Annotated in this window: 27 protein-coding genes; 8 read left to right on the top strand and 19 right to left on the bottom strand. The window is 59.8% G+C overall.

The window, feature by feature from the left end:
* Window positions 1–27: 27 nt before the first annotated feature.
* On the bottom strand, window positions 28–1,134 hold the full coding sequence (locus AACY08_RS10835) for an NADH:flavin oxidoreductase/NADH oxidase (protein ID WP_339469424.1): 1,107 nt from the start codon (window positions 1,132–1,134) through the stop codon (window positions 28–30).
* Between the two features lie 126 nt (window positions 1,135–1,260).
* On the bottom strand, window positions 1,261–3,162 hold the full coding sequence (locus AACY08_RS10830) for a potassium transporter Kup (protein ID WP_339469423.1): 1,902 nt from the start codon (window positions 3,160–3,162) through the stop codon (window positions 1,261–1,263).
* A gap of 291 nt (window positions 3,163–3,453) precedes the next feature.
* Here AACY08_RS10830 and rimO point away from each other — a divergent pair, with 291 nt between their 5' ends.
* From rimO to tsaA, 5 genes are all read left to right on the top strand, one after another.
* On the top strand, window positions 3,454–4,794 hold the full coding sequence (rimO, locus tag AACY08_RS10825; protein WP_104903822.1) for a 30S ribosomal protein S12 methylthiotransferase RimO: 1,341 nt from the start codon (window positions 3,454–3,456) through the stop codon (window positions 4,792–4,794).
* Window positions 4,795–4,891: 97 nt separating this feature from the next.
* Window positions 4,892–5,365 (top strand): GNAT family N-acetyltransferase, encoded by a 474-nt coding sequence (locus AACY08_RS10820; RefSeq protein ID WP_339418222.1) that lies wholly within the window; start codon window positions 4,892–4,894, stop codon window positions 5,363–5,365.
* 71 nt (window positions 5,366–5,436) lie between these two features.
* Window positions 5,437–6,147, top strand: coding sequence for an rRNA pseudouridine synthase (locus AACY08_RS10815; RefSeq protein ID WP_339469421.1), 711 nt, complete (start codon window positions 5,437–5,439; stop codon window positions 6,145–6,147).
* A 68-nt stretch (window positions 6,148–6,215) separates the two neighbouring features.
* Window positions 6,216–6,677 carry a YehS family protein gene (locus tag AACY08_RS10810; protein ID WP_049709728.1) on the top strand — a complete coding sequence of 154 codons (462 nt, stop codon included), beginning with the start codon at window positions 6,216–6,218 and terminating at the stop codon, window positions 6,675–6,677.
* A gap of 3 nt (window positions 6,678–6,680) precedes the next feature.
* Window positions 6,681–7,376, top strand: a complete 696-nt coding sequence (gene tsaA / locus AACY08_RS10805) for a tRNA (N6-threonylcarbamoyladenosine(37)-N6)-methyltransferase TrmO (RefSeq protein ID WP_339469420.1) — start codon at window positions 6,681–6,683, stop codon at window positions 7,374–7,376.
* Between the two features lie 45 nt (window positions 7,377–7,421).
* Here tsaA and fpr read toward each other — a convergent pair whose 3' ends face one another.
* Window positions 7,422–8,201 (bottom strand): ferredoxin-NADP reductase, encoded by a 780-nt coding sequence (fpr, locus tag AACY08_RS10800; protein ID WP_003189055.1) that lies wholly within the window; start codon window positions 8,199–8,201, stop codon window positions 7,422–7,424.
* 125 nt (window positions 8,202–8,326) lie between these two features.
* Here fpr and AACY08_RS10795 point away from each other — a divergent pair, with 125 nt between their 5' ends.
* Window positions 8,327–9,253, top strand: a complete 927-nt coding sequence (locus AACY08_RS10795; protein WP_339469419.1) for a LysR family transcriptional regulator — start codon at window positions 8,327–8,329, stop codon at window positions 9,251–9,253.
* Between the two features lie 3 nt (window positions 9,254–9,256).
* Here the strand turns inward: AACY08_RS10795 and AACY08_RS10790 are convergent, their stop codons facing one another.
* The 3 genes from AACY08_RS10790 to AACY08_RS10780 form a co-directional block, all read right to left on the bottom strand.
* The gene (locus tag AACY08_RS10790; RefSeq protein WP_003172176.1) at window positions 9,257–9,619 is read right to left on the bottom strand and encodes a diacylglycerol kinase; all 363 of its coding nucleotides are present in this window, start codon (window positions 9,617–9,619) and stop codon (window positions 9,257–9,259) included.
* Between the two features lie 75 nt (window positions 9,620–9,694).
* Window positions 9,695–10,345 carry a response regulator transcription factor ErdR gene (gene erdR / locus AACY08_RS10785; protein WP_065872500.1) on the bottom strand — a complete coding sequence of 217 codons (651 nt, stop codon included), beginning with the start codon at window positions 10,343–10,345 and terminating at the stop codon, window positions 9,695–9,697.
* A 252-nt stretch (window positions 10,346–10,597) separates the two neighbouring features.
* A complete protein-coding gene (locus AACY08_RS10780; RefSeq protein WP_339469418.1) occupies window positions 10,598–11,317 on the bottom strand; it encodes a tRNA-uridine aminocarboxypropyltransferase in 720 nt (239 codons plus the stop codon).
* Window positions 11,318–11,496: 179 nt separating this feature from the next.
* On the opposite strand from AACY08_RS10780, the gene AACY08_RS10775 reads away from it, so the two are divergent.
* The gene (locus AACY08_RS10775; protein WP_049709734.1) at window positions 11,497–11,937 is read left to right on the top strand and encodes a PA3611 family quorum-sensing-regulated virulence factor; all 441 of its coding nucleotides are present in this window, start codon (window positions 11,497–11,499) and stop codon (window positions 11,935–11,937) included.
* A 292-nt stretch (window positions 11,938–12,229) separates the two neighbouring features.
* Window positions 12,230–13,342, top strand: a complete 1,113-nt coding sequence (locus tag AACY08_RS10770; protein WP_339469416.1) for an LOG family protein — start codon at window positions 12,230–12,232, stop codon at window positions 13,340–13,342.
* Between the two features lie 132 nt (window positions 13,343–13,474).
* Here the strand turns inward: AACY08_RS10770 and recX are convergent, their stop codons facing one another.
* The 13 genes from recX to AACY08_RS10705 all read right to left on the bottom strand — a co-directional run bounded on the left by recX (window position 13,475) and on the right by AACY08_RS10705 (window position 22,030).
* Window positions 13,475–13,942 (bottom strand): recombination regulator RecX, encoded by a 468-nt coding sequence (gene recX, locus AACY08_RS10765; RefSeq protein WP_339418233.1) that lies wholly within the window; start codon window positions 13,940–13,942, stop codon window positions 13,475–13,477.
* A gap of 8 nt (window positions 13,943–13,950) precedes the next feature.
* The gene (gene recA / locus AACY08_RS10760) at window positions 13,951–15,009 is read right to left on the bottom strand and encodes a recombinase RecA (RefSeq protein WP_048720087.1); all 1,059 of its coding nucleotides are present in this window, start codon (window positions 15,007–15,009) and stop codon (window positions 13,951–13,953) included.
* A gap of 84 nt (window positions 15,010–15,093) precedes the next feature.
* Window positions 15,094–15,594 carry a CinA family protein gene (locus tag AACY08_RS10755; protein WP_339469415.1) on the bottom strand — a complete coding sequence of 167 codons (501 nt, stop codon included), beginning with the start codon at window positions 15,592–15,594 and terminating at the stop codon, window positions 15,094–15,096.
* 81 nt (window positions 15,595–15,675) lie between these two features.
* Entirely contained in the window at window positions 15,676–16,146 is a 471-nt protein-coding gene (locus AACY08_RS10750) for a lysis system i-spanin subunit Rz (RefSeq protein ID WP_339469414.1), read from the bottom strand.
* Window positions 16,134–16,691 carry a glycoside hydrolase family 19 protein gene (locus tag AACY08_RS10745; protein WP_339469413.1) on the bottom strand — a complete coding sequence of 186 codons (558 nt, stop codon included), beginning with the start codon at window positions 16,689–16,691 and terminating at the stop codon, window positions 16,134–16,136. The genes AACY08_RS10750 and AACY08_RS10745 overlap by 13 nt, the downstream gene beginning before the upstream one ends.
* 22 nt (window positions 16,692–16,713) lie before the next feature.
* Window positions 16,714–17,724, bottom strand: a complete 1,011-nt coding sequence (locus AACY08_RS10740) for a phage late control D family protein (protein ID WP_339469412.1) — start codon at window positions 17,722–17,724, stop codon at window positions 16,714–16,716.
* A 9-nt stretch (window positions 17,725–17,733) separates the two neighbouring features.
* On the bottom strand, window positions 17,734–17,946 hold the full coding sequence (locus tag AACY08_RS10735) for a tail protein X (RefSeq protein ID WP_339469411.1): 213 nt from the start codon (window positions 17,944–17,946) through the stop codon (window positions 17,734–17,736).
* Complete coding sequence (locus AACY08_RS10730) at window positions 17,939–18,322, bottom strand: phage tail protein (protein WP_339469410.1); 384 nt, start codon at window positions 18,320–18,322, stop codon at window positions 17,939–17,941. Before AACY08_RS10730 ends, AACY08_RS10735 begins: the two co-directional genes overlap by 8 nt.
* Window positions 18,322–19,473, bottom strand: a complete 1,152-nt coding sequence (locus AACY08_RS10725) for a hypothetical protein (RefSeq protein WP_339469409.1) — start codon at window positions 19,471–19,473, stop codon at window positions 18,322–18,324. The genes AACY08_RS10730 and AACY08_RS10725 overlap by 1 nt, the downstream gene beginning before the upstream one ends.
* A 6-nt stretch (window positions 19,474–19,479) precedes the next feature.
* On the bottom strand, window positions 19,480–19,605 hold the full coding sequence (locus tag AACY08_RS10720; RefSeq protein WP_024073744.1) for a hypothetical protein: 126 nt from the start codon (window positions 19,603–19,605) through the stop codon (window positions 19,480–19,482).
* Window positions 19,602–20,174 carry a phage tail assembly protein gene (locus tag AACY08_RS10715; protein ID WP_339469408.1) on the bottom strand — a complete coding sequence of 191 codons (573 nt, stop codon included), beginning with the start codon at window positions 20,172–20,174 and terminating at the stop codon, window positions 19,602–19,604. Before AACY08_RS10715 ends, AACY08_RS10720 begins: the two co-directional genes overlap by 4 nt.
* Before the next feature lie 183 nt (window positions 20,175–20,357).
* Window positions 20,358–20,864 (bottom strand): phage major tail tube protein, encoded by a 507-nt coding sequence (locus AACY08_RS10710; protein ID WP_339418254.1) that lies wholly within the window; start codon window positions 20,862–20,864, stop codon window positions 20,358–20,360.
* Window positions 20,864–22,030 (bottom strand): phage tail protein, encoded by a 1,167-nt coding sequence (locus AACY08_RS10705; protein ID WP_339469406.1) that lies wholly within the window; start codon window positions 22,028–22,030, stop codon window positions 20,864–20,866. The genes AACY08_RS10710 and AACY08_RS10705 overlap by 1 nt, the downstream gene beginning before the upstream one ends.

Genomic DNA, 22,030 nt, shown 5'->3' with positions numbered 1-22,030 from the left:
TGGGTTTCAGTCAGCGCCAACAGCGGATTAGTCGCGCAGATCCGACTCATGAATCGGCTGGTCGCGATGGGTCGCCCTTTGATACTGCGCCGGCCAGATCGCCTTGCGCCCGCCCAGGTCGTCGTCGGCATGCAGCGGCCAATAAGGGTCACGCAGCAGCTCGCGTGCCAGGAAGATGATATCGGCCTGGCAGGTGCGCAGGATGTGCTCGGCCTGGGCCGGCTCGGTGATCATGCCAACGGTGCCGGTAGCCATGCCCGACTCTTGGCGCACCCGCTCGGCGAAACGGGTCTGGTAGCCGGGGCCGGTGGGGATCTCGGCATTAGCGGCCGTGCCACCGGACGATACGTCAATCAGGTCCACGCCAAGGGTTTTCAGGCGACGCGCCAGTTCCACGGTTTCGTCGGGGTTCCAGCCATCTTCCACCCAGTCGGTGGCCGACACCCGCACAAACAACGGCAGCTCCTGAGGCCAGGCTTCACGCACGGCCTCTGTGACCTGCAGCACCAGGCGGATACGGTTTTCAAACGATCCGCCGTACTTGTCCTGACGCTGATTGCTGATCGGCGACAGGAATTGATGCAACAGGTAACCATGCGCCGCGTGGATTTCCACCACTTCAAAACCCGCGGTCAACGCACGCTTGGCGGCGGCGACAAAATCGGCGATGACTTGTTGGATCTGCCCCTCATCCAACTGTGTGGGTTGAGTGTGCTGAGGGTCGAAGGCAATCGGCGAGGGCCCTACCGGCACCCAGCCGCCCTCCTCCGCCTTGACACTGCCATGCTTGCCGATCCAGGGCCGATGGGTGCTGGCCTTGCGCCCGGCGTGAGCCAGTTGAATGCCGGCCACCGCGCCTTGGGCTGCAATAAAACGCGTGATGCGTCGCAGCGGTTCGATCTGCGCGTCGTTCCACAAGCCCAGGTCCTGGGCGGTGATGCGGCCATCAGCGGTGACAGCGGTGGCTTCGGTAAAAATCAGCCCCGCACCGCCGACCGCACGGCTACCAAGATGCACCAGGTGCCAGTCGTTGGCCAGGCCGTCGACCGCCGAATACTGGCACATCGGCGAAACCGCGATGCGATTGAGCAGGGTTAATTGGCGCAGGGTATAGGGTTCGAGCAGCTGACTCATGGCGCACCTCTTCTGGGTTCTATGGGCACTGTTCAACAGTGCTTAGAGCCTAGTCGACAACGCTGGATTGCACAGGGTTCAGAAAGAGAAGCGGGAGCCGATTACCGACTCCCGCGTTGCAAAAGCTTACATTTCGACCTGGGTGCCCAGCTCGATCACTCGGTTTACCGGGAGTTTGAAGAAGCGCAGGTTGCCGTTGGCATTCTTCAACATGAACGCGAACAACGCCTCGCGCCAGCGCGCCATGCCCTTGATGCGAGAGGCGATCACCGTCTCGCGGCTGAGGAAGTACGTGGTGCGCATCGGGCTGAAATCCAGGTCATCCAAGTGACACAACTTCAGCGCTTCGGGCACGTCCGGCTCGTCGGTAAAACCAAAGTGCAGGATCACGCGGAAGAAGCCTTCGCCGTAGGCATCCACTTCGAAGCGCCGTGCCGCCGGCACGCGAGGAATGTCTTCGTAGACCACCGTCAGCAACACCACTTGTTCATGCAACACCTGGTTATGCAGCAGGTTGTGCAACAGCGCGTGGGGCACAGCGTCCGGGCGTGCGGTGAGAAACACGGCGGTACCCTGCACCCGGTGGGGCGGCTGGACGCGAATGCTGCTGATAAAAATCGGCAATGGCAGGCCGCCTTCGTCGAGGCGCTCCACCAGCAATTGTTTGCCGCGCTTCCAGGTGGTCATCAGCACGAACAACACAATCCCCGCCAAAACCGGGAAGGCACCGCCCTGGATGATCTTCGGCACGTTGGCAGCGAAGTAGAGCCCGTCCACCAGCAGGCAGCAGACCAAGACCGGCACGGCCAGAATCGGAGGCCATTTCCACAGCAGCAACATCACCGCCGACACCAGGATCGTGGTCATCAGCATGGTGCCGGTTACCGCCACGCCGTAAGCCGACGCCAGTGCGTTGGAGGATTCGAAACCCAGCACCAGCAGGATCACACCCACCATCAGCGACCAGTTCACCGCGCCGATGTAGATCTGGCCCTGCTCGGCACTGGAGGTGTGCTGGATATGCATGCGCGGGATGTACCCCAACTGGATCGCCTGGCGCGTCAACGAGAACGCACCGGAAATCACTGCCTGGGACGCAATCACCGTGGCCAGGGTGGACAACACCACCAGCGGGATCAACGCCCAGCTGGGTGCCAGCAGGTAGAACGGGTTACGCGCGGCTTCCGGGTCACCCAGCAGCATCGCGCCCTGGCCGAAATAATTGAGTACCAGCGCCGGCAGCACCAGCATGAACCAGGCGCGGGCAATGGGTTTGCGGCCGAAGTGGCCCATGTCGGCGTACAGTGCTTCGGCGCCGGTCAGTGCCAGCACCACCGCGCCAAGGATAGCCACGCCAATGCCCGGGTGAGCCTCGAAGAATCGCACCGCCCACATCGGGTTCATGGCACTGAGCACCTCAGGATGCAGGGTGATGCCATACACACCGAGACCGCCCAGGACCAGGAACCAGGTCACCATCACAGGCCCAAACAGCTTGCCGATGTGGTCAGTGCCGTGCTTTTGGATCAGGAACAAGGCCACCAGCACAACAAGGGCGATGGGCACGACCCATTTTTCCAAGCCGTCGAACGCCAGCTCCAGGCCTTCAATCGCCGATAACACGGAAATCGCCGGGGTGATCATGCTGTCGCCGTAGAACAGCGCCGCGCCGCACAGGCCACACACCACCAGGAAGCTGCGCAGCTTCTTGCGCTCCCCCGCCGCCCGTCGCGCCAGTGCAGTCAGGGCCATGATGCCGCCCTCGCCCTGGTTGTCGGCGCGCAGCACAAACAGCATGTATTTGATCGAGACTACCCAGATCAGCGACCAGAAGATCAGCGCCAGGATCCCCAACACACCGTCATGGTTGACCTGAACCCCATAGCCGCCGCTGAACACCTCTTTAAGGGTGTAGAGCGGGCTGGTCCCGATATCACCGTAAACCACCCCGACCGCTGCCACCAGCATGCCAATCGGCTTTGCGGTGGAATGCTCGGCACCTGCCGCCGGACTACTTGCCTGACCCATCAACCACTCCTGCCCTTCTGACCTGCGGTCTTTATAAACAACGCCTCTAAGCTGACCCTAGCATGCGCTGTTTTACTTCTCGTAACAGACGTTTTGTTGACCTTAGGATTTTACCTACGCGCAACGGCGCGAAGCATAGCGCAGCACTCGTCGCTTTTCGCTGCATAAAGCTGGTCAAGTGCGCTGCCCGTCGCTAGAATTGCGCACTTTTTGATCAGAGGCACACTTCAAGTGCCCATCCGTTGTCTCGTCGTGCACGACCGGCAGCGTCATTCAATACCGAGGTTAGACATGTCCACCACCATCGCAAAAGCCAACCCCAAGGTTGGCTTTGTTTCCCTGGGTTGCCCGAAGGCTCTGGTTGACTCCGAGCGCATCCTCACGCAACTGCGCATGGAAGGCTATGACGTCGTGTCCACCTACCAGGACGCTGACGTGGTGGTGGTCAACACCTGCGGCTTCATTGACTCGGCCAAGGCAGAGTCGCTGGAAGTGATCGGCGAAGCGATCAAGGAAAACGGCAAGGTCATCGTGACCGGCTGCATGGGTGTGGAAGAAGGCAATATCCGTAATGTGCACCCAAGCGTGCTCGCGGTGACCGGCCCGCAGCAGTACGAGCAGGTGGTCAACGCCGTGCACCAGGTGGTGCCGCCACGCCAGGACCACAACCCGCTGATCGACCTGGTGCCGCCGCAAGGCATCAAGCTGACCCCGCGCCACTACGCGTACCTGAAGATTTCCGAAGGCTGCAACCACAGCTGCAGCTTCTGCATCATCCCGTCGATGCGCGGCAAGCTGGTCAGCCGTCCGGTGGGTGACGTACTGGACGAAGCCCAGCGCCTGGTCAAATCCGGTGTGAAAGAGCTGCTGGTGATCTCCCAGGACACCAGTGCCTACGGCGTCGACGTGAAATACCGCACCGGTTTCTGGAACGGCGCGCCGGTCAAAACCCGCATGACCGAACTCTGCGAAGCCTTGAGCAGCCTGGGTGTGTGGGTGCGCCTGCACTACGTTTACCCCTACCCGCACGTGGACGAGCTGATCCCGCTGATGGCCGCCGGCAAGATCCTGCCGTACCTGGACATCCCGTTCCAGCACGCCAGCCCGAAAGTGCTCAAGGCCATGAAGCGCCCGGCGTTCGAGGACAAGACCCTGGCGCGCATCAAGAACTGGCGCGAGATCTGCCCGGAGCTGATCATCCGTTCGACCTTCATCGTCGGCTTCCCCGGCGAAACCGAAGAAGACTTCCAGTACCTGCTGGACTGGCTGACAGAAGCCCAACTGGATCGCGTCGGCTGCTTCCAGTATTCGCCGGTTGAAGGCGCCCCGGCGAACCTGCTGGACCTGGCCGTAGTGCCGGACGACGTCAAGCAGGACCGTTGGGAGCGTTTCATGGCTCACCAGCAAGCTATCAGCTCGGCGCGCCTGCAAATGCGCATCGGCAAGGAAATCGAAGTGCTGATCGACGAAGTCGACGAGCAAGGCGCGGTTGGCCGCTGCTTCTTCGATGCGCCGGAAATCGATGGTAACGTGTTTATCGACGATGCCAGCGGTTTGAAGCCGGGTGACAAGGTCTGGTGCACCGTGACGGACGCCGACGAGTACGATTTGTGGGCTGAAAAGCGCGACTGATAGGCGACAAAATCAAAAGCCCTGCATCTGATCAAGATGTGGGGCTTTTTTAGGTCTATCGTTTGCCCATCGCCCATCACTGGCAGGAAGCAGCGGCATGCGTCAGCATTCGGTTATCCATACCCCCAAAACCAGCGATTATCAAAAACTGACTGAAATCTGGGAGTCCTCAGTGCGGGCCACCCACGATTTTTTGCCGGACAGCTACATCGAGCGGCTGAGGCATCTGGTGCTGACCCATTATCTGGACACGGTGATGCTGATCTGCACCAAGGACTCGCACCAATGCATCACCGGGTTCGCTGGCGTGGCCGCGGGCAAGGTCGAAATGCTGTTTATCGACCCGCAGCGCCGCGGCCAGGGCCTTGGCCGGCAATTGCTGCGCTATGCCATTGAACGCATGAACGCCGACGAACTCGAGGTAAACGAACAGAACCCCCAGGCCCTGGGCTTTTACCTCAAGCAAGGCTTCGAGGTAGTCGGACGCACGGAGCATGATGGCCTCGGCCAGCCTTATCCGTTGCTGCGTCTGCGTTTGCGCCAGGCGCAACAACAGGCCCGCCAGGGTTAAATGAAATAGGGCCGGGATTAACCGGCTCCAGGCAGGTACAATAGCCGCCCCCTTTTGTTACGGCCCTTGTCATGACTGACCCCATACGCCTCTCCAAACGTCTAATCGAACTGGTCGGTTGCTCCCGTCGGGAGGCTGAGCTGTTCATTGAAGGCGGCTGGGTCTCGGTGGACGGTGAAGTGATTGACGAGCCGCAGTTCAAGGTCACCACCCAGACGGTCGAACTCGACCCCGAGGCCAAGGCCACCGTGCCTGAGCCGGTGACCATCCTGCTGCACGCCCCTGTGGGCGTGGATGCCGAAACGGCCATGGCGTCGATCAGCGCCGAAACACTCTCGGAAGAACACCGCTTTAGCAAGCGCCCGCTCAAGGGCCATTTCCTGCGCCTGACCGCCAGCGCCGACCTGCAAGCCAAGGCCAGCGGCCTTCTGGTGTTTACCCAGGATTGGAAGATCCTGCGCAAGCTGACCGCCGATGCCGCCAAGATCGAGCAGGAATACGTGGTGGAAGTCGAGGGTGACATGGTTGCCCACGGCCTCAACCGCCTGAACCACGGCCTGACATACAAAGGCAAGGAACTGCCGGCCGTCAAAGCCAGCTGGCAGAACGAAAACCGCCTGCGCTTTGCAATGAAAAACCCGCAGCCGGGTGTAATCGCGCTGTTTTGCGAAGCGGTTGGCCTCAAGGTCATCGCCATTCGTCGTATCCGCATCGGCGGCGTGTCCATCGGCAAAGTGCCGGTTGGCCAATGGCGTTACCTGTCCGGCAAAGAGAAGTTCTAAGCCGCTCCCCTATTATCGACACCGCCTGCCTGGGCGGTGTCCACCGTTGAAAACCAGGATTGCCCACCATGATTCACAATGACGTACTGCGCAGCGTGCGCTACATGCTCGACATCAGCGACAACAAGATGGTCGAGATCACCAAGCTCGGCGGCATGGACGTAACCAAGGAAGACCTGCTGACCTACCTCAAGAAAGATGAGGAAGAAGGTTTCGTGTTCTGCCCGGATGAAGTCATGGCGCACTTCCTTGATGGCCTGGTGATCTTCAAGCGCGGCAAGGACGAAAGCCGTCCGCCGCAGCCGATTGAAACCCCGATCACCAACAACATCATCCTCAAGAAGCTGCGCGTGGCCTTTGAACTGAAGGAAGACGACATGCACGCCATCCTCAAGGCGGCCGAGTTCCCGGTGTCCAAGCCTGAGTTGAGCGCACTGTTCCGCAAGTTCGGCCACACCAACTACCGGACCTGCGGTGACCAGTTGCTGCGCAACTTCCTCAAGGGCCTGACCCTGCGGGTTCGTGCGTAAGCCATGAATTACCACGTCTCGCCCGTCGGTTTCGTGCGCTCCTGCTTCAAGGAGAAGTTCGCGATCCCGCGCCAACCTCAGCTGGCACCCGCCGCGCGGGGCGTGCTGGAATTGGTGGCGCCGTTCGACGGGGGTGAGGCGGTGCAGGGCCTGGAGCAGGTCAGCCATGTGTGGCTGTTGTTTCTGTTCCACCAGGCCCTGGAAGACAAGCCACGCCTGAAAGTGCGCCCGCCGCGCTTGGGTGGCAACACCTCCATGGGCGTGTTTGCTACCCGCGCGACTCATCGCCCCAATGGTATTGGCCAGTCGGTGGTGAAACTGGACAGGGTCGAGCCAGGGCGATTGTGGATTTCCGGGATAGACCTGCTTGATGGCACGCCGGTACTGGATATCAAACCGTATGTGCCGTATGCCGACATTGTCGACACGGCCACCAACGGGATCGCCAGCGCTGCGCCGCAGCTGATTCCCGTGCAATGGCTGAAGACTGCGCTGCATCAGGCGCAGAGCCACGCTCAGCGCTTGGATGAGCCGCTGGTGGCGTTGATTGAACAGTGCCTGGCGCAGGACCCACGGCCGGCGTATCAGACGCCGGGGCCGGAGCGAGAGTATGGCGCGCAGTTCTGGGATGTGGATGTGCGTTGGCACTATCCCGAGGCTGGGCTGATTTGTGTGTTGGAAGTGCTTCCAGCCAGCTGAAGAAACCGGAAGCATTTTTTGGTCTGTATTTTTACTAACCCAGCATCACTTCTCGACGAACGCGCGCTCGATCAGGTAATCACCTGGCTCACGCATGCGTGGCGACACTTTCAGGCCGAAGCTGTTCAACACCTCACTGGTTTCATCCAGCATGCTCGGGCTGCCGCACAGCATGGCGCGGTCGTCCTCGGGGTTGATCGGTGGCAGGCCGATGTCGCTGAACAACTTACCGCTGCGCATCAGGTCGGTCAGGCGGCCTTCGTTTTCGAAGGGCTCGCGGGTTACGGTTGGGTAGTAGATCAACTTGTCACGCAAGGCCTCGCCGAAGAATTCGTTCTGCGGCAGGTGCTCGGTGATGAATTCGCGGTAAGCGACTTCGTTGACGTAACGCACGCCGTGGCACAGGATCACTTTTTCAAAGCGCTCGTAGGTTTCCGGGTCCTGGATCACGCTCATGAACGGAGCAAGGCCGGTACCGGTGCTGAGCAGGTACAGGTGTTTGCCCGGCTTCAAATCGTCAAGCACGAGGGTGCCTGTCGGTTTTTTGCTGATGATGATCTCGTCGCCTTCCTTCAAGTGCTGCAATTGGGAAGTCAGCGGGCCATCTGGCACCTTGATACTGAAGAACTCCAGATGCTCTTCCCAGTTCGGGCTGGCAATGGAGTAAGCGCGCATGAGCGGGCGGCCGTTGGGCTGTTGCAGGCCGATCATCACGAACTGACCGTTCTCGAAGCGCAGGCCCGGATCACGGGTGCACTTGAAGCTGAACAGAGTGTCGTTCCAGTGATGAACACTGAGGACACGCTCGTGGTTCATGTTGCTCATGTACGGGGGACTCCTGGAAATGGGTCTGCGCCAAAGGTGTAGATGCGCAATTGCACAGCATTCTAATGGCGGCGACAATATCTGTTAACTGGATTATTAAGATAAGGGTTATCGGTTATATCGATATGCGATTTACTCTCCGTCAACTGCAAGTCTTCGTCGCCGTCGCCCAGCAGGAAAGCGTCTCCCGCGCTGCTGGCCTTCTGGCTTTATCTCAATCCGCCGCCAGCACCTCGATCACCGAGCTGGAGCGTCAATCCAGCTGCCAATTATTCGACCGTGCGGGCAAGCGCCTGAGCCTCAACGCCCTCGGTCATCAGCTGTTGCCCCAGGCCGTGGCGCTTTTGGACCAGGCCAAGGAGATCGAGGATCTGCTTAACGGCAAGTCCGGTTTTGGCTCCCTGGCGGTCGGCGCCACCCTGACCATTGGAAATTACCTCGCCACGCTGCTGATCGGCAGCTTCATGCAGCAACATCCCGAGAGCCAGGTGAAGCTGCATGTGCAGAACACTGCACATATCGTGCACCAAGTCGCGCACTACGAAATTGACTTGGGTCTAATCGAAGGCGATTGCAGCCACCCGGACATCGAGGTGCAAACCTGGGTGGAAGATGAGCTGGTGGTGTTTTGTGCGCCGCAGCATCACCTGGCCACGCGTGGCGTGGCGACCATGGCAGAGTTGACTCATGAAGCCTGGATTTTGCGCGAACAAGGCTCTGGCACGCGCTTGACGTTTGACCAGGCCATGCGCCATCACCGCAGCGCGCTGAATATCCGCCTGGAGCTGGAACACACTGAGGCCATCAAACGGGCGGTGGAGTCAGGGTTGGGGATTGGCTGTATTTCGCGGCTGGCGCTGCGCGACGCGTTCCGACGTGGCAGTTTGGTACCGGTGGAAACCCCGGACCTGGACCTGGCCCGGCAGTTCTACTTCATCTGGCATAAACAGAAGTACCAGACCTCAGCGATGCGCGAGTTCCTGGAACTTTGCCGGGCCTTTACCGCTGGAGTCCAGCGCAGCGACGAGATCGTGCTGCCGAGCATTGCCTAAGCCTTAGATCAGGATCACAGCCCACACCAGCGTGATCATGGTCAGCGCGACAAACTGCGCAGCGCTGCCCATGTCCTTGGCGTTTTTCGACAGCGGGTGGCGATCCAGGGAGATGCGGTCGATGGCGGCTTCAACCGCCGAGTTGAGCAGCTCGACGATCAAGGCCAGCAGGCACACGGCGATCAACAACGCGCGTTCGACGCGGCTGACATTCAGGAAAAAGCTCAGCGGGATCAGGATGACGTTCAGCAACACCAACTGGCGGAATGCTGCCTCGCCGGTGAAGGCCGCGCGCAGGCCATCCAGGGAATAGCCCCCTGCATTAAAGATACGCTTGATACCGGTTTGACCCTTAAAAGGCGACATAGACGTAGGCAACTGAACCAAAGAAGTGGGGAAACTAGATCACGCCAAGTCAAAAAAGCGTGAACCGCTGAACGCTTAATGCTGCGAGATTGACTCAAGTTGTTGTAGGAGCAATGCCGCCTGGGTGCGCGTACGCACGCCCAGCTTGCGGAAGATCGCCGTGACATGGGCCTTGATAGTCGCTTCCGATACGCTCAGCTCGTAGGCAATCTGCTTGTTCAACAAACCTTCGCAAACCATGGTCAGCACACGAAACTGCTGCGGCGTCAGGCTGGCCAGTCCATCGCGGGCGGCCTTGGCTTCGTCGGACACGTTAATTTCTTCAAACGCTTGCGGCGGCCAGGACACATCGCCGTCAAGCACGGTGCGCACGGCTTTCTGGATATCTTCCATGGCACTGGACTTGGGGATGAAACCACTGGCGCCAAACTCCTTGGAGCGCACCACCACATCGGCGTCTTCCTGGGCCGAAACCATCACCACGGGGATCTGCGGGTATTGCCCGCGCAACAGCACCAGCCCGGAAAAACCATAGGCACCGGGCATATTCAGGTCGAGCAGCACCAAGTCCCAGTCGGACTTTTCGGCAAGGCGGGCTTCCAGCTCGGCAATGCTGGCCACTTCGACCAGCCGCACGTCCGGGCCAAGGCCCAGGGTCACGGCTTGATGCAGCGCACTGCGAAACAGCGGGTGGTCATCGGCTATCAGGATTTCGTATGTGGCCATTGATTAAATGATCCTGTTTTTTATGGGAGCCCTGATGGGTTCAGGGCTCGCCAGTACACAAGGCGGCAGCCAGGCAGCTGTCGCCACAGGGCACGCTCGACGTCAAAAGCACCTGAAACGACGTCGAAAATTCACGGTTGCACCCCAATCGGCGCTCAGCATGCCCAGCGTAGCCTGGGGGGTCAAGCACTACGCCCACGGGCATTTTAGCGGCGTGCGGGTTGAGGGTGCCATCATGCAAACGTCGTCTGGCTATCCCGCGGGTATATAGGGAGCAAGACGAGTATGGACGATGTCCGTCGGGTCCAGGGGTAACTGGAATTTGGCCGCCAGGTAATGCGTGCTGAACACGTCGAGGTAGGCATCGAGTACTTCGCAGGCAGCCTGGTCATCGGCCAGTTCGAGGCACAGGGCGGCGACTTCGGCGGTGCAAAAATGATCATCACGCTTGGACCGGCGCAGTTTGTAGCGCGACAGTTGCTCCGGCGCCAGGCTGAGTACCGGCAAATGCTCAAGGTAGGGGCTTTTACGGAACATCTTGCGCGCTTCACTCCAAGTGCCATCCAGCAAGATGAACAACGGGCGCTTGCCCTCCTCCACCTTTACTTCACTGACAACACGCTCGGGCGTCACAAATTCACCGGGGAACACGATGTAGGGCTGCCACTGCGGATCGGCCAACAAGGTGAGCAAGTCCGGATCGACTTCAGTGCGCGACCAGGCGAATGCGGTGGTGTCGTCAATTACGTCGGCGATCAGCCAGCCGGTGTTGCTGGGCTTCATCGGTTCCACGTCATGCATCAGTAGGCACATGGCAGATCGGGCCTCGACTTTGGGGCGCCAGGCACACAGGCAGTATTGCGGAATAACCCGGCAACCGGGGCAGCGTTCGGCACGCGAACCACGATTGAGGAACGGCCGCACGGCGCGAGCCAGACGCTGGGTACGCAGGCGGGAGACGGCGTGGCTCATCGGATGCGCCGGTGAAACGGGTAAATCGACACGTTGGAAACTCGTGAAAGGCTTAAGTGGCCGCAGTTTACCAGCGATACGCCTGGCTGTAGTGGCAAGGGCTCACCTATAATTGCGCGCCACTGAACGCACAGCACAGTGGCTGGTCTATGCACCAGTAACCGAATCAGGAGAGTTTCATGCTGCGTTCCATGCTGCGTCTTGTCGCCCCATCCGTCGCCCTCGCGCTGGTATTGCCCGTGTGCGCCCAGGCGGCCTCGCTGCTGGAGGCCCAAATGAACAGGAAGCTGCAAAGCGTCGCGGCTGAGAGCAATAAGGACCTGCCCCGGGAAATCGACGAAAAAACCCTGGAAGTGGCCTACACCGTTGAAGGCATGCAACTGATCGATCACCTGAGCGTGATGTCCGACCGCGCCGAACAGATGCGCGCCAACCCCAAGGCTGTGTACTTCCAGCTTGGCCAAAGCGTGTGCCTGAACAAAGGCTACCGCGAGCTGATGGCCAAAGGTGCAGTGATGCGCTACGAAATCACCGAGAACAAGACCAACCGTCCTGTGGCGTCGGTCAAATTCGTTGAAGCAGATTGCCCGGCACCGGCTGCGGCGAAAAAGAAAAAGTAGCCGTTTTACCTCCGCGCGCCGCCGTCCGGCAGCGCGCACTCCCCCCGCGCCAACTCCTTCCAGGCAACTAAGCCCCCCTATTGAGTGACCAATAAGTGGTTGCCAGCCAAGGGTTTTTCGGCCCATGATCAAGTCACTCCAGCCATTTATTCACAGCACTGTTCATGCTGTTCTGTAACATTTTCAGGGCAAAAGAAGGTTGCCCCCTGCGGCAAGCAGCGACACATGCAGTGTCGTAGCCTCCGGCGAACCTCTCGTCGGCCACCCGGGCCCTGCAAGAAGGAGACGTTGAATGCCTTACGAACCGAATGACCGCCTGCTTCGACATTTTGAAGAGAACGGGGCCGACCTCACGCAGCAGGTCGAAGCTCAACTCCAACTGATCGCTCCCAACAGCCCAAATATCCCCCTGTATCGCGACATGATCCTCACCGTGCTGCGAATGGCCCAGGACGACCGCAACCGCTGGAACGCCAAGATCACCCTCCAAGCCATCCGCGAATTGGACCATGCCTTCCGCGCGCTCGAACAGTTCAAGGGTCGCCGCAAAGTGACAGTGTTCGGCTCGGCACGCACCCCAGTGGAAAGCCCGCTGTACGCCCTCGCCCGGGAAGTCGGCGCGGCGCTGGCAAGCTCGGACCTGATGGTGATCACCGGCGGTGGCGGCGGCATCATGGCCGCCGCCCATGAAGGCGCCGGCCTGGAACACAGCCTGGGGTTCAACATCACCCTGCCGTTTGAACAGCATGCCAACCCGACCATTGATGGCACTGAGAACCTGCTGTCCTTCCACTTCTTCTTTACCCGCAAGCTGTTCTTCGTCAAGGAAGCCGACGCATTGGTGTTGTGCCCAGGCGGTTTCGGCACGCTGGATGAAGCGTTGGAAGTGTTGACCCTGATCCAGACCGGCAAGAGCCCGCTGGTACCGGTAGTGCTGTTGGACGCGCCAGGCGGCGGGTTTTGGCAGGGTGCCCTGGATTTTATCCGCAGTCAGTTGGAAGCCAACCGCTATATCCTGCCTACCGACCTCAAGCTGGTACGCCTGGTGTACAGCGCCGAAGAGGCAGTGCAAGAGATCAACCAGTTTTATGCCAACTTCCACTCCACGCGCTGGTTGAAACGTGAGTTTGTAGTACGCATGAATCATCCGCTCAGTGAGCGGGCATTGGCCCATTTGCAGAGCGAGTTTGCCAGCTTGCGGCTGAGTGGGGACTTCCAGCAGCACGGGTATACCGGCGAAGAACATGACGAGCCAAGGTTCAGCCATTTGACGCGACTGGTGTTCAACTTCAACGGGCGCGACCAGGGCCGGCTACGGGAGCTGGTGGATTACATCAATTTACCGGAGAACTGGGCGCAGGCTCAGGGGAAGGCTCAGCAGCGGGTGGCGCCGGAGCCGGCGTGATTTTTTGAGCAAAAAAAAAGGCCCACTATTTTCATAGTGGGCCTTTCTTATGGCGGCTTAGGTATCTACACACTGTTGTAGTCAGCGGGCTTGTCGAATCGTCGCAGCGCCCGTTAACTAGACCAACTGCGTTCAGTCGTCCATATCCCGACCGCTCAACAAGCGACTGATCATCTCCATCGAAAACCCGCGATAACTCAGGAAGCGTCCCTGTTTCGCACGCTCTCTGGCATCAATCGGAAGATGGCCAGAAAACTTGCGCCGCCAGGTGTCTTCCAGCTGCGCCTGCCAGCTGATACCGCACTCACGCAGGGCAAGATCGATATCCGCACGCTGCAAGCCACGTTGGCTCAGTTCTTCGCGAATACGCGCAGGGCCATAGCCGGAGCGGGCTCGATAGGAGACAAAGCTTTCGAGGTAACGGGCTTCCGAAAGCAGTCCCTCTTCCGTCAAACGGTCGAGGGCAGTTTCGATCATCTCGGGTTCCCCGCCGCGCTGACGCAATTTACGCGTCAGCTCGACTCGACCATGCTCGCGTCGAGCGAGCAGGTCCATCGCGGTGCGCCGAACGGCGACGAGTGTATCCAGTACAACTGTCATCGTTTGCTTCAGATATCAGTGTCGGCTTCTTCCACTTCTTCAACCGGCTCACGGTTGGCGGCAGCTTTCACGTCTGGCGCAGGGGTCAGCAGCTTGTCGCGGATCTGCTTCTCAAGCGTGGCCGCGATGTCCGGGTTGTCTGCCAGGAACTTGGCCGAGTTGGCCTTGCCTTGACCGATCTTGCTGCCATTGTAGGCATACCAGGCACCGGATTTTTCGACGAAACCGTGCAGCACGCCTAGGTCGATCATTTCGCCGTTCAGGTAGATACCCTTGCCGTAGAGAATCTGGAATTCGGCCTGACGGAAAGGCGGGGCCACCTTGTTCTTCACGACTTTAACGCGAGTTTCGCTACCCACAACCTCGTCACCTTCTTTCACCGCGCCGGTACGGCGGATATCAAGACGGACCGAAGCGTAGAACTTCAACGCGTTACCACCGGTGGTGGTTTCTGGGCTGCCGAACATCACGCCGATCTTCATACGGATCTGGTTGATGAAGATCACCAGGCAGTTGGCGTTCTTGATGTTACCGGTGATTTTACGCAGCGCCTGGGACATCAGACGGGCCTGCAGGCCCACGTGCATGTCGCCCATTTCGCCTTCGATTTCAGCCTTGGGAACCAGGGCAGCCACGGAGTCGACCACGATCACGTCAATGGCGTTGGAGCGCACCAGCATGTCAGTGATTTCCAGGGCTTGCTCACCTGTGTCCGGCTGGGAAACCAGAAGGTCGTCCACGTTGACGCCCAGTTTGCCGGCGTATTCAGGGTCCAGTGCGTGCTCGGCGTCGACGAACGCACAGGTGGCGCCCATTTTCTGCGCCTGGGCAATCACCGACAGAGTCAGGGTAGTTTTACCGGAAGATTCAGGACCGTAGATTTCAACGATACGGCCTTTTGGCAGGCCGCCAATGCCGAGCGCAATGTCCAGACCCAGAGAGCCAGTGGAAATAGCCGGGATCGCCTGACGGTCGTGATCGCCCATACGCATTACGGCACCCTTGCCGAATTGACGTTCGATCTGACCCAGGGCCGCAGCCAAGGCTTTCTTCTTGTTGTCGTCCATTAAAGTCCTCACGTAATCAATAAGGCCGGGGCGGCCAACACCTGTATAAGTAGACAGTATTGTTCCACAAAGATCGGAGATCGCCTACCCCTGATTTTCTATTTCTGCTGCAGCTCGTCGCAACAAGCCCTCTAGCGCGGCTTTTACCGTTTGTCGGCGGACCTCGTCGCGGTTGCCGGTAAAGTGTTCGAGTTCGGCCGTGACGTCCTCTCCCACGCCAAAGGCCAGCCAGACGGTGCCCACCGGTTTGTCCGGCGAACCGCCATCCGGCCCCGCCACACCGCTGACCGCGACGGCAAATCGCGCCAGGCTCTTTTCCTGCGCGCCACGCACCATTGCTTCCACCACTTCCTGGCTGACGGCGCCAACTTTTGGAAACAACGTTTCCGGCACATTCAATTGCCGCGTCTTCTGCCGATTGGAATAAGTGACATAACCCGCCTCGAACCACGCCGAACTCCCCGGAATACGCGTGATAGCTTCCGCGATACCGCCGCCGGTGCAGGACTCGGCAGTGGTGATATGGGCGTTGAGCACCTGTAGACGGCGACCCAGTTCAGCAGCCAGTTGAGTGATTTCATTCACGGTCGTCTCCAGACGTAGGCGGGGGTTTGCTTACCCTACAGGAGCCAATCGCACGCGCAAGTGACGGACTGTCTCAAGAAGCTAGCGGGCGACGGCGCGCACGTACGCCTGACAGGCGCGCAAGGCGATCAGGGCGTTATCACCGTCGTCGGTGATGCCGATAATTCGCTGAGCATGCGCCGGGTCAAGTCGGGCTCGCGGGGCTGCATGAACCAGGCTGCCGGTGGCGGTGACGGCTGGCACTGAACAGTCACTGGATGCGTCGAGAAGGACTGACAACCGCACATCAGCAGTGGCCAGCCGGTCGCGCAAAACAGCCTGATGATGGTGTGCATCGCTTAACTCCCGAGCATGTTGTGTGTCGCTGGTGCTGAGTTGTTGCTCCAGGGCCAGCCGTCTGGCCTGTTCAGCCCTCTCTTGTTGCAGGGCTGCCTGCGTCTGTGTTGCCGACAAACGTTCAATCTGCGCCCCGTACCGCCAGGACTGCACTTGCCAGATAACGGCCATCAACAGGCACACGCCGATCAGTCGGCACACACTCAGGAAACGCACAAAACCTCCTTCGCCCGCGCCCACAGCCGCAAGCGATCCTCCAGCCCGTTGAGCCCGCCGTTGATACGCCGCGTGATGGTGGTGAACTGGTCCTTGTCGGCCAGTTCGTTCAGGCCATTGCTCTGCCAGAACCAGGCCGCCGACTCGACAGCCCATTGCGGCTGCTCCAGTAACGTCGGGGCCTGTAACAAACGCTCATCGCCGAACAGCGCCCGGCTGCAGGCCAAGTAATTGCGCCGCCCGGTGATCTGGATCAGGCCTCTGCCCCGGTACTTCTGGCCGTCGCCGTCCGCTTCGGGCGTATTGCCCAAACGCGCAGCCAACAGACCCGTGTCGTACTTGCTCAGATACTGCTCGCTGCCCAGTTCGCATACGTAGCGCAACGCCCCGGACTCGTGGCCGACTTGCGCGATAAATGCTGCCGCACGACGAGCGCTGTCAATCTCGTACCGGGCAAATGCAGCATTGAACGCAGGCAGAAAAAGGCTCGCCCCACGGAAGGCTCCAGGCAGGATTTGAATCAGTTGTGGCAGTGTAATCAGCATCCATCTCACCCTGAAGAAACGTCTATTCCGACAAACCGCCCGCGGTGATCGAACTGCGATACCCCGTCACTGGGTCACCCACATTAATCACCTGGGTGATCGACCAACGCCCCTGCATATACCCAGGCCAGGTCTCATCGAGCCGCAACAACCCTTCGGCAGCCAGCAAAGGATTGCCAGGGCAATCGATCACTAACTCCAAGCCCTCACGGCCGACCCGGCGCAATTCAGCCTCGGCGACGGCGCGGGCTTCCGCTTCATTCTGAAAGCGCTGGCGCAAGGTCTTGAAGGGTGCGATCCCGACTTCAACGACGTGTTGCTTGCCTGCGGCTGCATCCCACCACGTCACGCAGCTGCCCTGGTATTTCGACCGCGTTTTATCGTTGAGCGTGGCGGTGATAAAGGCTTGATCACCAGGGTGGTTGTCCCGGGTCACAGACAACTTCACTTCCGGCAATTGCTGAAGGGTCAGTGTCCGGGTTTTTCCGGCCTCGGCGAGCACATACAGTTCGTTGAACGGTTTAGTGATCGCACAGTAGCGCTTGGCCAGACGCGTGATGAATGCCATGTCGCTTTCATTGGATTGGTCGATATGAGGCACCGCAATGCTCTCCAGAGACGGCGCCACACGCGGCGAAAACCCATGCCGGCTGACCAGTTGGCGAAACAGCGCCCCTAGAGTGGTTGGCCCGTAGCTGGCTGATCGGCGCTGGCGGTAGCCGCTTGGGTCACTTTCGCTGAAGGGCGCCGCAGTGGCGATGATCATCAAGCGCATGGGAAACAGCACGGGTGTGCGCTGGCTAATGAGAAACTGGCCTTTTTCCACCAGCCCCGACTCTTTGTAACCGACGCGCAAGCCTATCTTGCCGCTCAAGCTCGGCAAGCCATCGAGCCCTTCGATATTGAGGGTCAGTTCGAGCCGATCAGACTGGATGCCCACCCCGTCGGTGTGGCTCCAACGCATGATGCGTTGGTTGAGCAATGCTGCGTTAGCGCCGTAGAACTCTACGATTGGCGTAAATCCCTGTGCCATAAACCCTCCTCAATCCCACGCCAGAACAGGCCGAACCGCTGCCGGCCGCGCTTGCATTTCCGGCACGATCACCCACACACCCGCTGGCAGTACGGGACCGTGCTCGGTCAGTGTGGGGTTCACGCGCCACAGGGTTTCTTCGGCCGCATCATCGCAACGCCCCAGCTCACGGTAGAGCAGCAGGTTGACCGAATCACCCGCGATACTTCGGACTCTACGCATTGACGAATTCCTCCAGCTCAAGGGTCCAAGTCATCACCATCGCGGTGCCGTCGTCGATCACATTGCTCTGGGTTTCGAGCACCGAATTGATCCGCCACAGGCCCCAGTTACGGCCAATGCCGTCCACCAGCGGCAGCGGCGCTCGCTCATTTTGCAGCGCGCGCAATTCGTCCAACCGCTGCATACCTACGCCGTACATGGCCATACCCTTGAATGTGAGTTTTTCCAGCTTCTGGCCGCTCTGCCGCGACTGCGACTTGCTGGCAATAATCGCCAGGTCGCTCCAGCCGCCGTCGCTGCTACGGCTAAGCGAGGAATAAGCGAAGCCCCGGGACAAACCAAAAATAAAATCGCCTAACACCATTTGTTGTCGCATCAATCACCTCCTGGATCGGCCAGTGCCGCGTTGCGTCGGATGCCCAGAGCGTCCGGAACCATGGGCATGCACTGAAATTGCAAGGCCTGGATCACTTGGTTGACGACCTGTTGGGCGTCGGCGGGGTTTACGCCGGTGATCTGGATACTGGGGGCGATAGTGACTTGGACGTCATCCGTGCGCGCCGAACTGAGTTCCTTGCTCACTGTATTGGGCGCAGGCAGGCGATCACTCTGGCCAAACAGCTTGTCACCCAGCCACGCGCCCGCATCACTGCCCAACAAGCCACCGATTGCACCACCGACAGCCGTACCGACGCCGGGAAAAACCAGCGTGCCGATGGCCGCCCCGGCGGACGCGCCTGCCCAGGCACCGCCGGCGGTACTCAGGCCTGAGCCGATGGCGTTGGCGTCGCCGTTGCGCACGCCCTGGATCACGGTCAGGGTGGCCTCGGCGGTTCTCAGTGGCGCGAGACGCCGAATGCCGACGGATTCGAGTTTGGCGACGGCATCGGTCAAGGCACCCGAGGGTACGTTTGGCTGCGTTGGCGTTGGCGTTGCGACGCTTGCCCCGGCAAAGGATTGAAAGCCTTGCGGGTTCGCCCCCGTTTGGACGCCCATGGACGAGCCGCCCAAAGCCTGGCGGCTTTGTTCGAGCAGGTTAAGTCCCCCAGCACTGCGCCCGCCGTTTTTTTTGCGACCTTTGTATTTCTTGGTAGCCGTGTCCAAGACCAGATCAATCGCTTTTTCTGCAACCTTGCTTGTCAGCGCGTCCCACAATTCGCCGCCGGCCGCCTTGACCGCGCTCATCACCGCACCGTCAGCGGGTTTCTTGGGCTCATCCTTCGGCGCGCTCGTGGCGACATCGGTCGCCTTGGGCACCAGAGCATCGCTGTTGATGAACAACGTACTGTTGAGCGTCTCCAACGTCTCGCGCAACCGCAGTTGTTCCTGGGTCAAGGCGCTGATATCCACACTGAGCGTGACCAACGCAGAGCGCAGCTCCACCTGCGGCTGCGATGCACCCTCCAGGCTTACAGGTGCCGCTGCGCTCGTGGAAAACGGCGCGAGCACATTGCCAAGGTCCGCGTCGCCGATCATCCAGCGGAAGTCCTCCTGGGCGAGCCTGATCCCATACTTAGTTTCTTGCATCCCGCTCTACTCCTGTTTAACGCCAAGGCGAGTGATCGCGATGTCGTAGCGGCGCAATGCTTTGGCGGCATCCCACTCCAGGATCTCCGCCTCATTTACCGAGTAAACCAGCGGCACCACATCGAGGATCACGTCGATGTCGCGTTGCGAAAGAAAGCCGCTGGTTGATTTAAAAAATCGTCGATGCGCTCCTGCAGTTCGGTCCAGTCGGGCACGGTCAGGCCGGCGAGATCGGGGATCATCAGGCCGCTGCAGTGAGCAGTGATGAACTCGGCGCGCTCTTTGTTGGTGGCGAGTTTTTTCATCACCTTGGTGGCGCGCAGGGCGGGCATTTCCAGGGACAGCTCGGTGAAAGTGCGGCCGGCAGCATCGAGGGGCAACAGCAGTTGAACGGGCTGGTCGTGGGGCGATTCAGACTGCTCGCCCAGGAAGAACGACGCAGGACGCGTCGACATCTCGTGGACGTATTGGGCGATGGTCACGTAGTCCGGGCGCTTGAGTTGATCAAGCTCTTTTTCCGACAGGCCGGTGGCGAGTTTCGCCAGTTCGAAGAACTGGTCGTCCTCGTTCTCACCGGCCCGGGCCAGCGCATCTTTTTGCGCGGCGTAGTACAGCGGCTTGAGTTGCACCTGCTCGATCGTCGCGCCGGTGTCGGCGGTGATCGGCGAGAGCAGGCGGTGTAGCGGTGGCATCCAGGCCATGGAGCAATTCCTTGTTCAAACATCGTTGAAAAATGCCGGATATCTCAGAGCGAACACGATCAATGTGGGAGCTGGCTTGCCTGCGATGACGTCAGCTCGGTACAACTGACAAACCGAGTCGCCTGTATCGCGGGCAAGCCCGGCTCCCACATGGCCCGTGCCCACTTCAGATCACGCTCGCGTTTAAGGCATCAGCACCGCGCGGCGGGCATCGCCCAGAATGTCGACGCCGTTGAGCACGAACTTCTGGGTGCGCACGTCGATGTCGATCACCGGGATACCGTTTTCCAGGCGGGTGTAGGTGCGGCAGGACAGCTCCAACGTAGTGGCAGGTTTTTCACCCATCTTCAGCGCAGTTTCGCCCAACGACTTCAACTTGCCGCCGACCGTGTGGTAAGTGAAATAGGTCTTGCCGTCCTGGTCCTGACCGGCTTCGCGCACGTTGAGCAGGATGTCATCACCCAGGCGAACGCCCAGGGCCAGCATGACTTCCGGGCCGGCGCCTTGCAGTTCCAGGGACGCGTTCAGCGCCTTGGCACTCTTGGCCATTTCCTCTGCGATAAAACGTCCGCCGGTCATCGGCTCCATGTCGAAGTCAATCTTCGGCGGAGAGAAAGAGGTGACCGTCGCGGACAACGGCAAACCTTGAAGGGTGGCCGCAATGGCCTGTCTGACTCGATTGGTAAACATTAGAGAACGTCCTCCAGGAACTGCTCGATGATTTCATCGCGGGCGTTGAGTTGATAAATCATGTGTTCGTTTGGCGCGTAGCGGCCGTAGTCGATGACGATGAACCAGGTGCCGTTCTTGTACTTCTCGACACTGTTCAGTTCGGGGTGCAAGTAGACGCTGCCGCCGGGGATGGTTTCATCGGCGACCAGGGTTTGCAGCCAGTCGTTGATGCGCTTGACCTCCTGATCCATGAAGGATTTGGTGAGGTTCTTGGCCATGGCTTTTTGACCAGCCTTGACCAGCTTGCGGCTGATGGCATCTTCCAGGCCGACGTAGCTGATGAACTTGCCGGTGATGGAACGGTTACCCAGCAGCGAGAAGCCGCCGAGAATAGTGCGGGCGTAGTAGCTCACGCCGTAGCGGTTGAGCAGGTCGCCCTCGGTGGAAGTGTCGAGGATGTTGTACTCGACCACGCGGGAAACGTCCTCGGCGAACGTCACCTGATTGCCTGGGCTTTCCCATTGCTTGACCTTGGCCAATGCGGCAATGGCGAGGGTCGATGGTGAGAGAAACACGTTTTTCTTGGCGGCCTTGGAGTACACCGATGGCATGTTGTGCACCAGCAAGCAACGGTCGAAACCCAGGTCGGCACCGCCCAGTTCGCCGCTGTAGGTCACCTGGTCGGCGACGCTTGCGTCCTTACCATCCAGCACCACACGCGCCTTGATGCGCTTGCCGAACGAGGCGAACTCACCGGCCACGGCCTTGACGCCGGTAAAGCCTGGAGCGCCAATGATGGTCAGGTCTTCCGGCACGCTGGCGAGGGCAGCCAGGCCGAGCTTGCGACCACTGACCGGCTCATCGCCGCCAATCACGTTGTTCTGGGTGTCGACCGGTGTGGCGCCCTCTTCCACGATCACCACATAGACCGGCACCTTCACCACTTTGAGGATCTGGTACACCGCGTGGAACAGCGTACCCGACTCGGTACCGGTCGGGTCCAGCAGCGCTTGGGTGGTAAAGCTGTTGATGCGGAACGGGGAATTTTTCGGGATCGACCCATGGGCCTTCGGCGCGGTGCCGACCAAGCCGATCACGTTGTCACCCAGGCCACCCATGGCCTCAGGGGATTCAGTCGCATTGACGGTGATGCCGTTGTGCTCGAAGTTCAAAACCTCAGCCAT

It is taken from the genome of Pseudomonas sp. EL_65y_Pfl1_R83 (assembly GCF_963970695.1).
In the GTDB taxonomy this organism is placed as follows: Bacteria; Pseudomonadota; Gammaproteobacteria; order Pseudomonadales; family Pseudomonadaceae; genus Aquipseudomonas; species Aquipseudomonas tritici.
The sequence above is the reverse complement of the archived record's forward strand: the minus strand, read 5'-3'. Positions and strand labels throughout refer to the sequence as shown.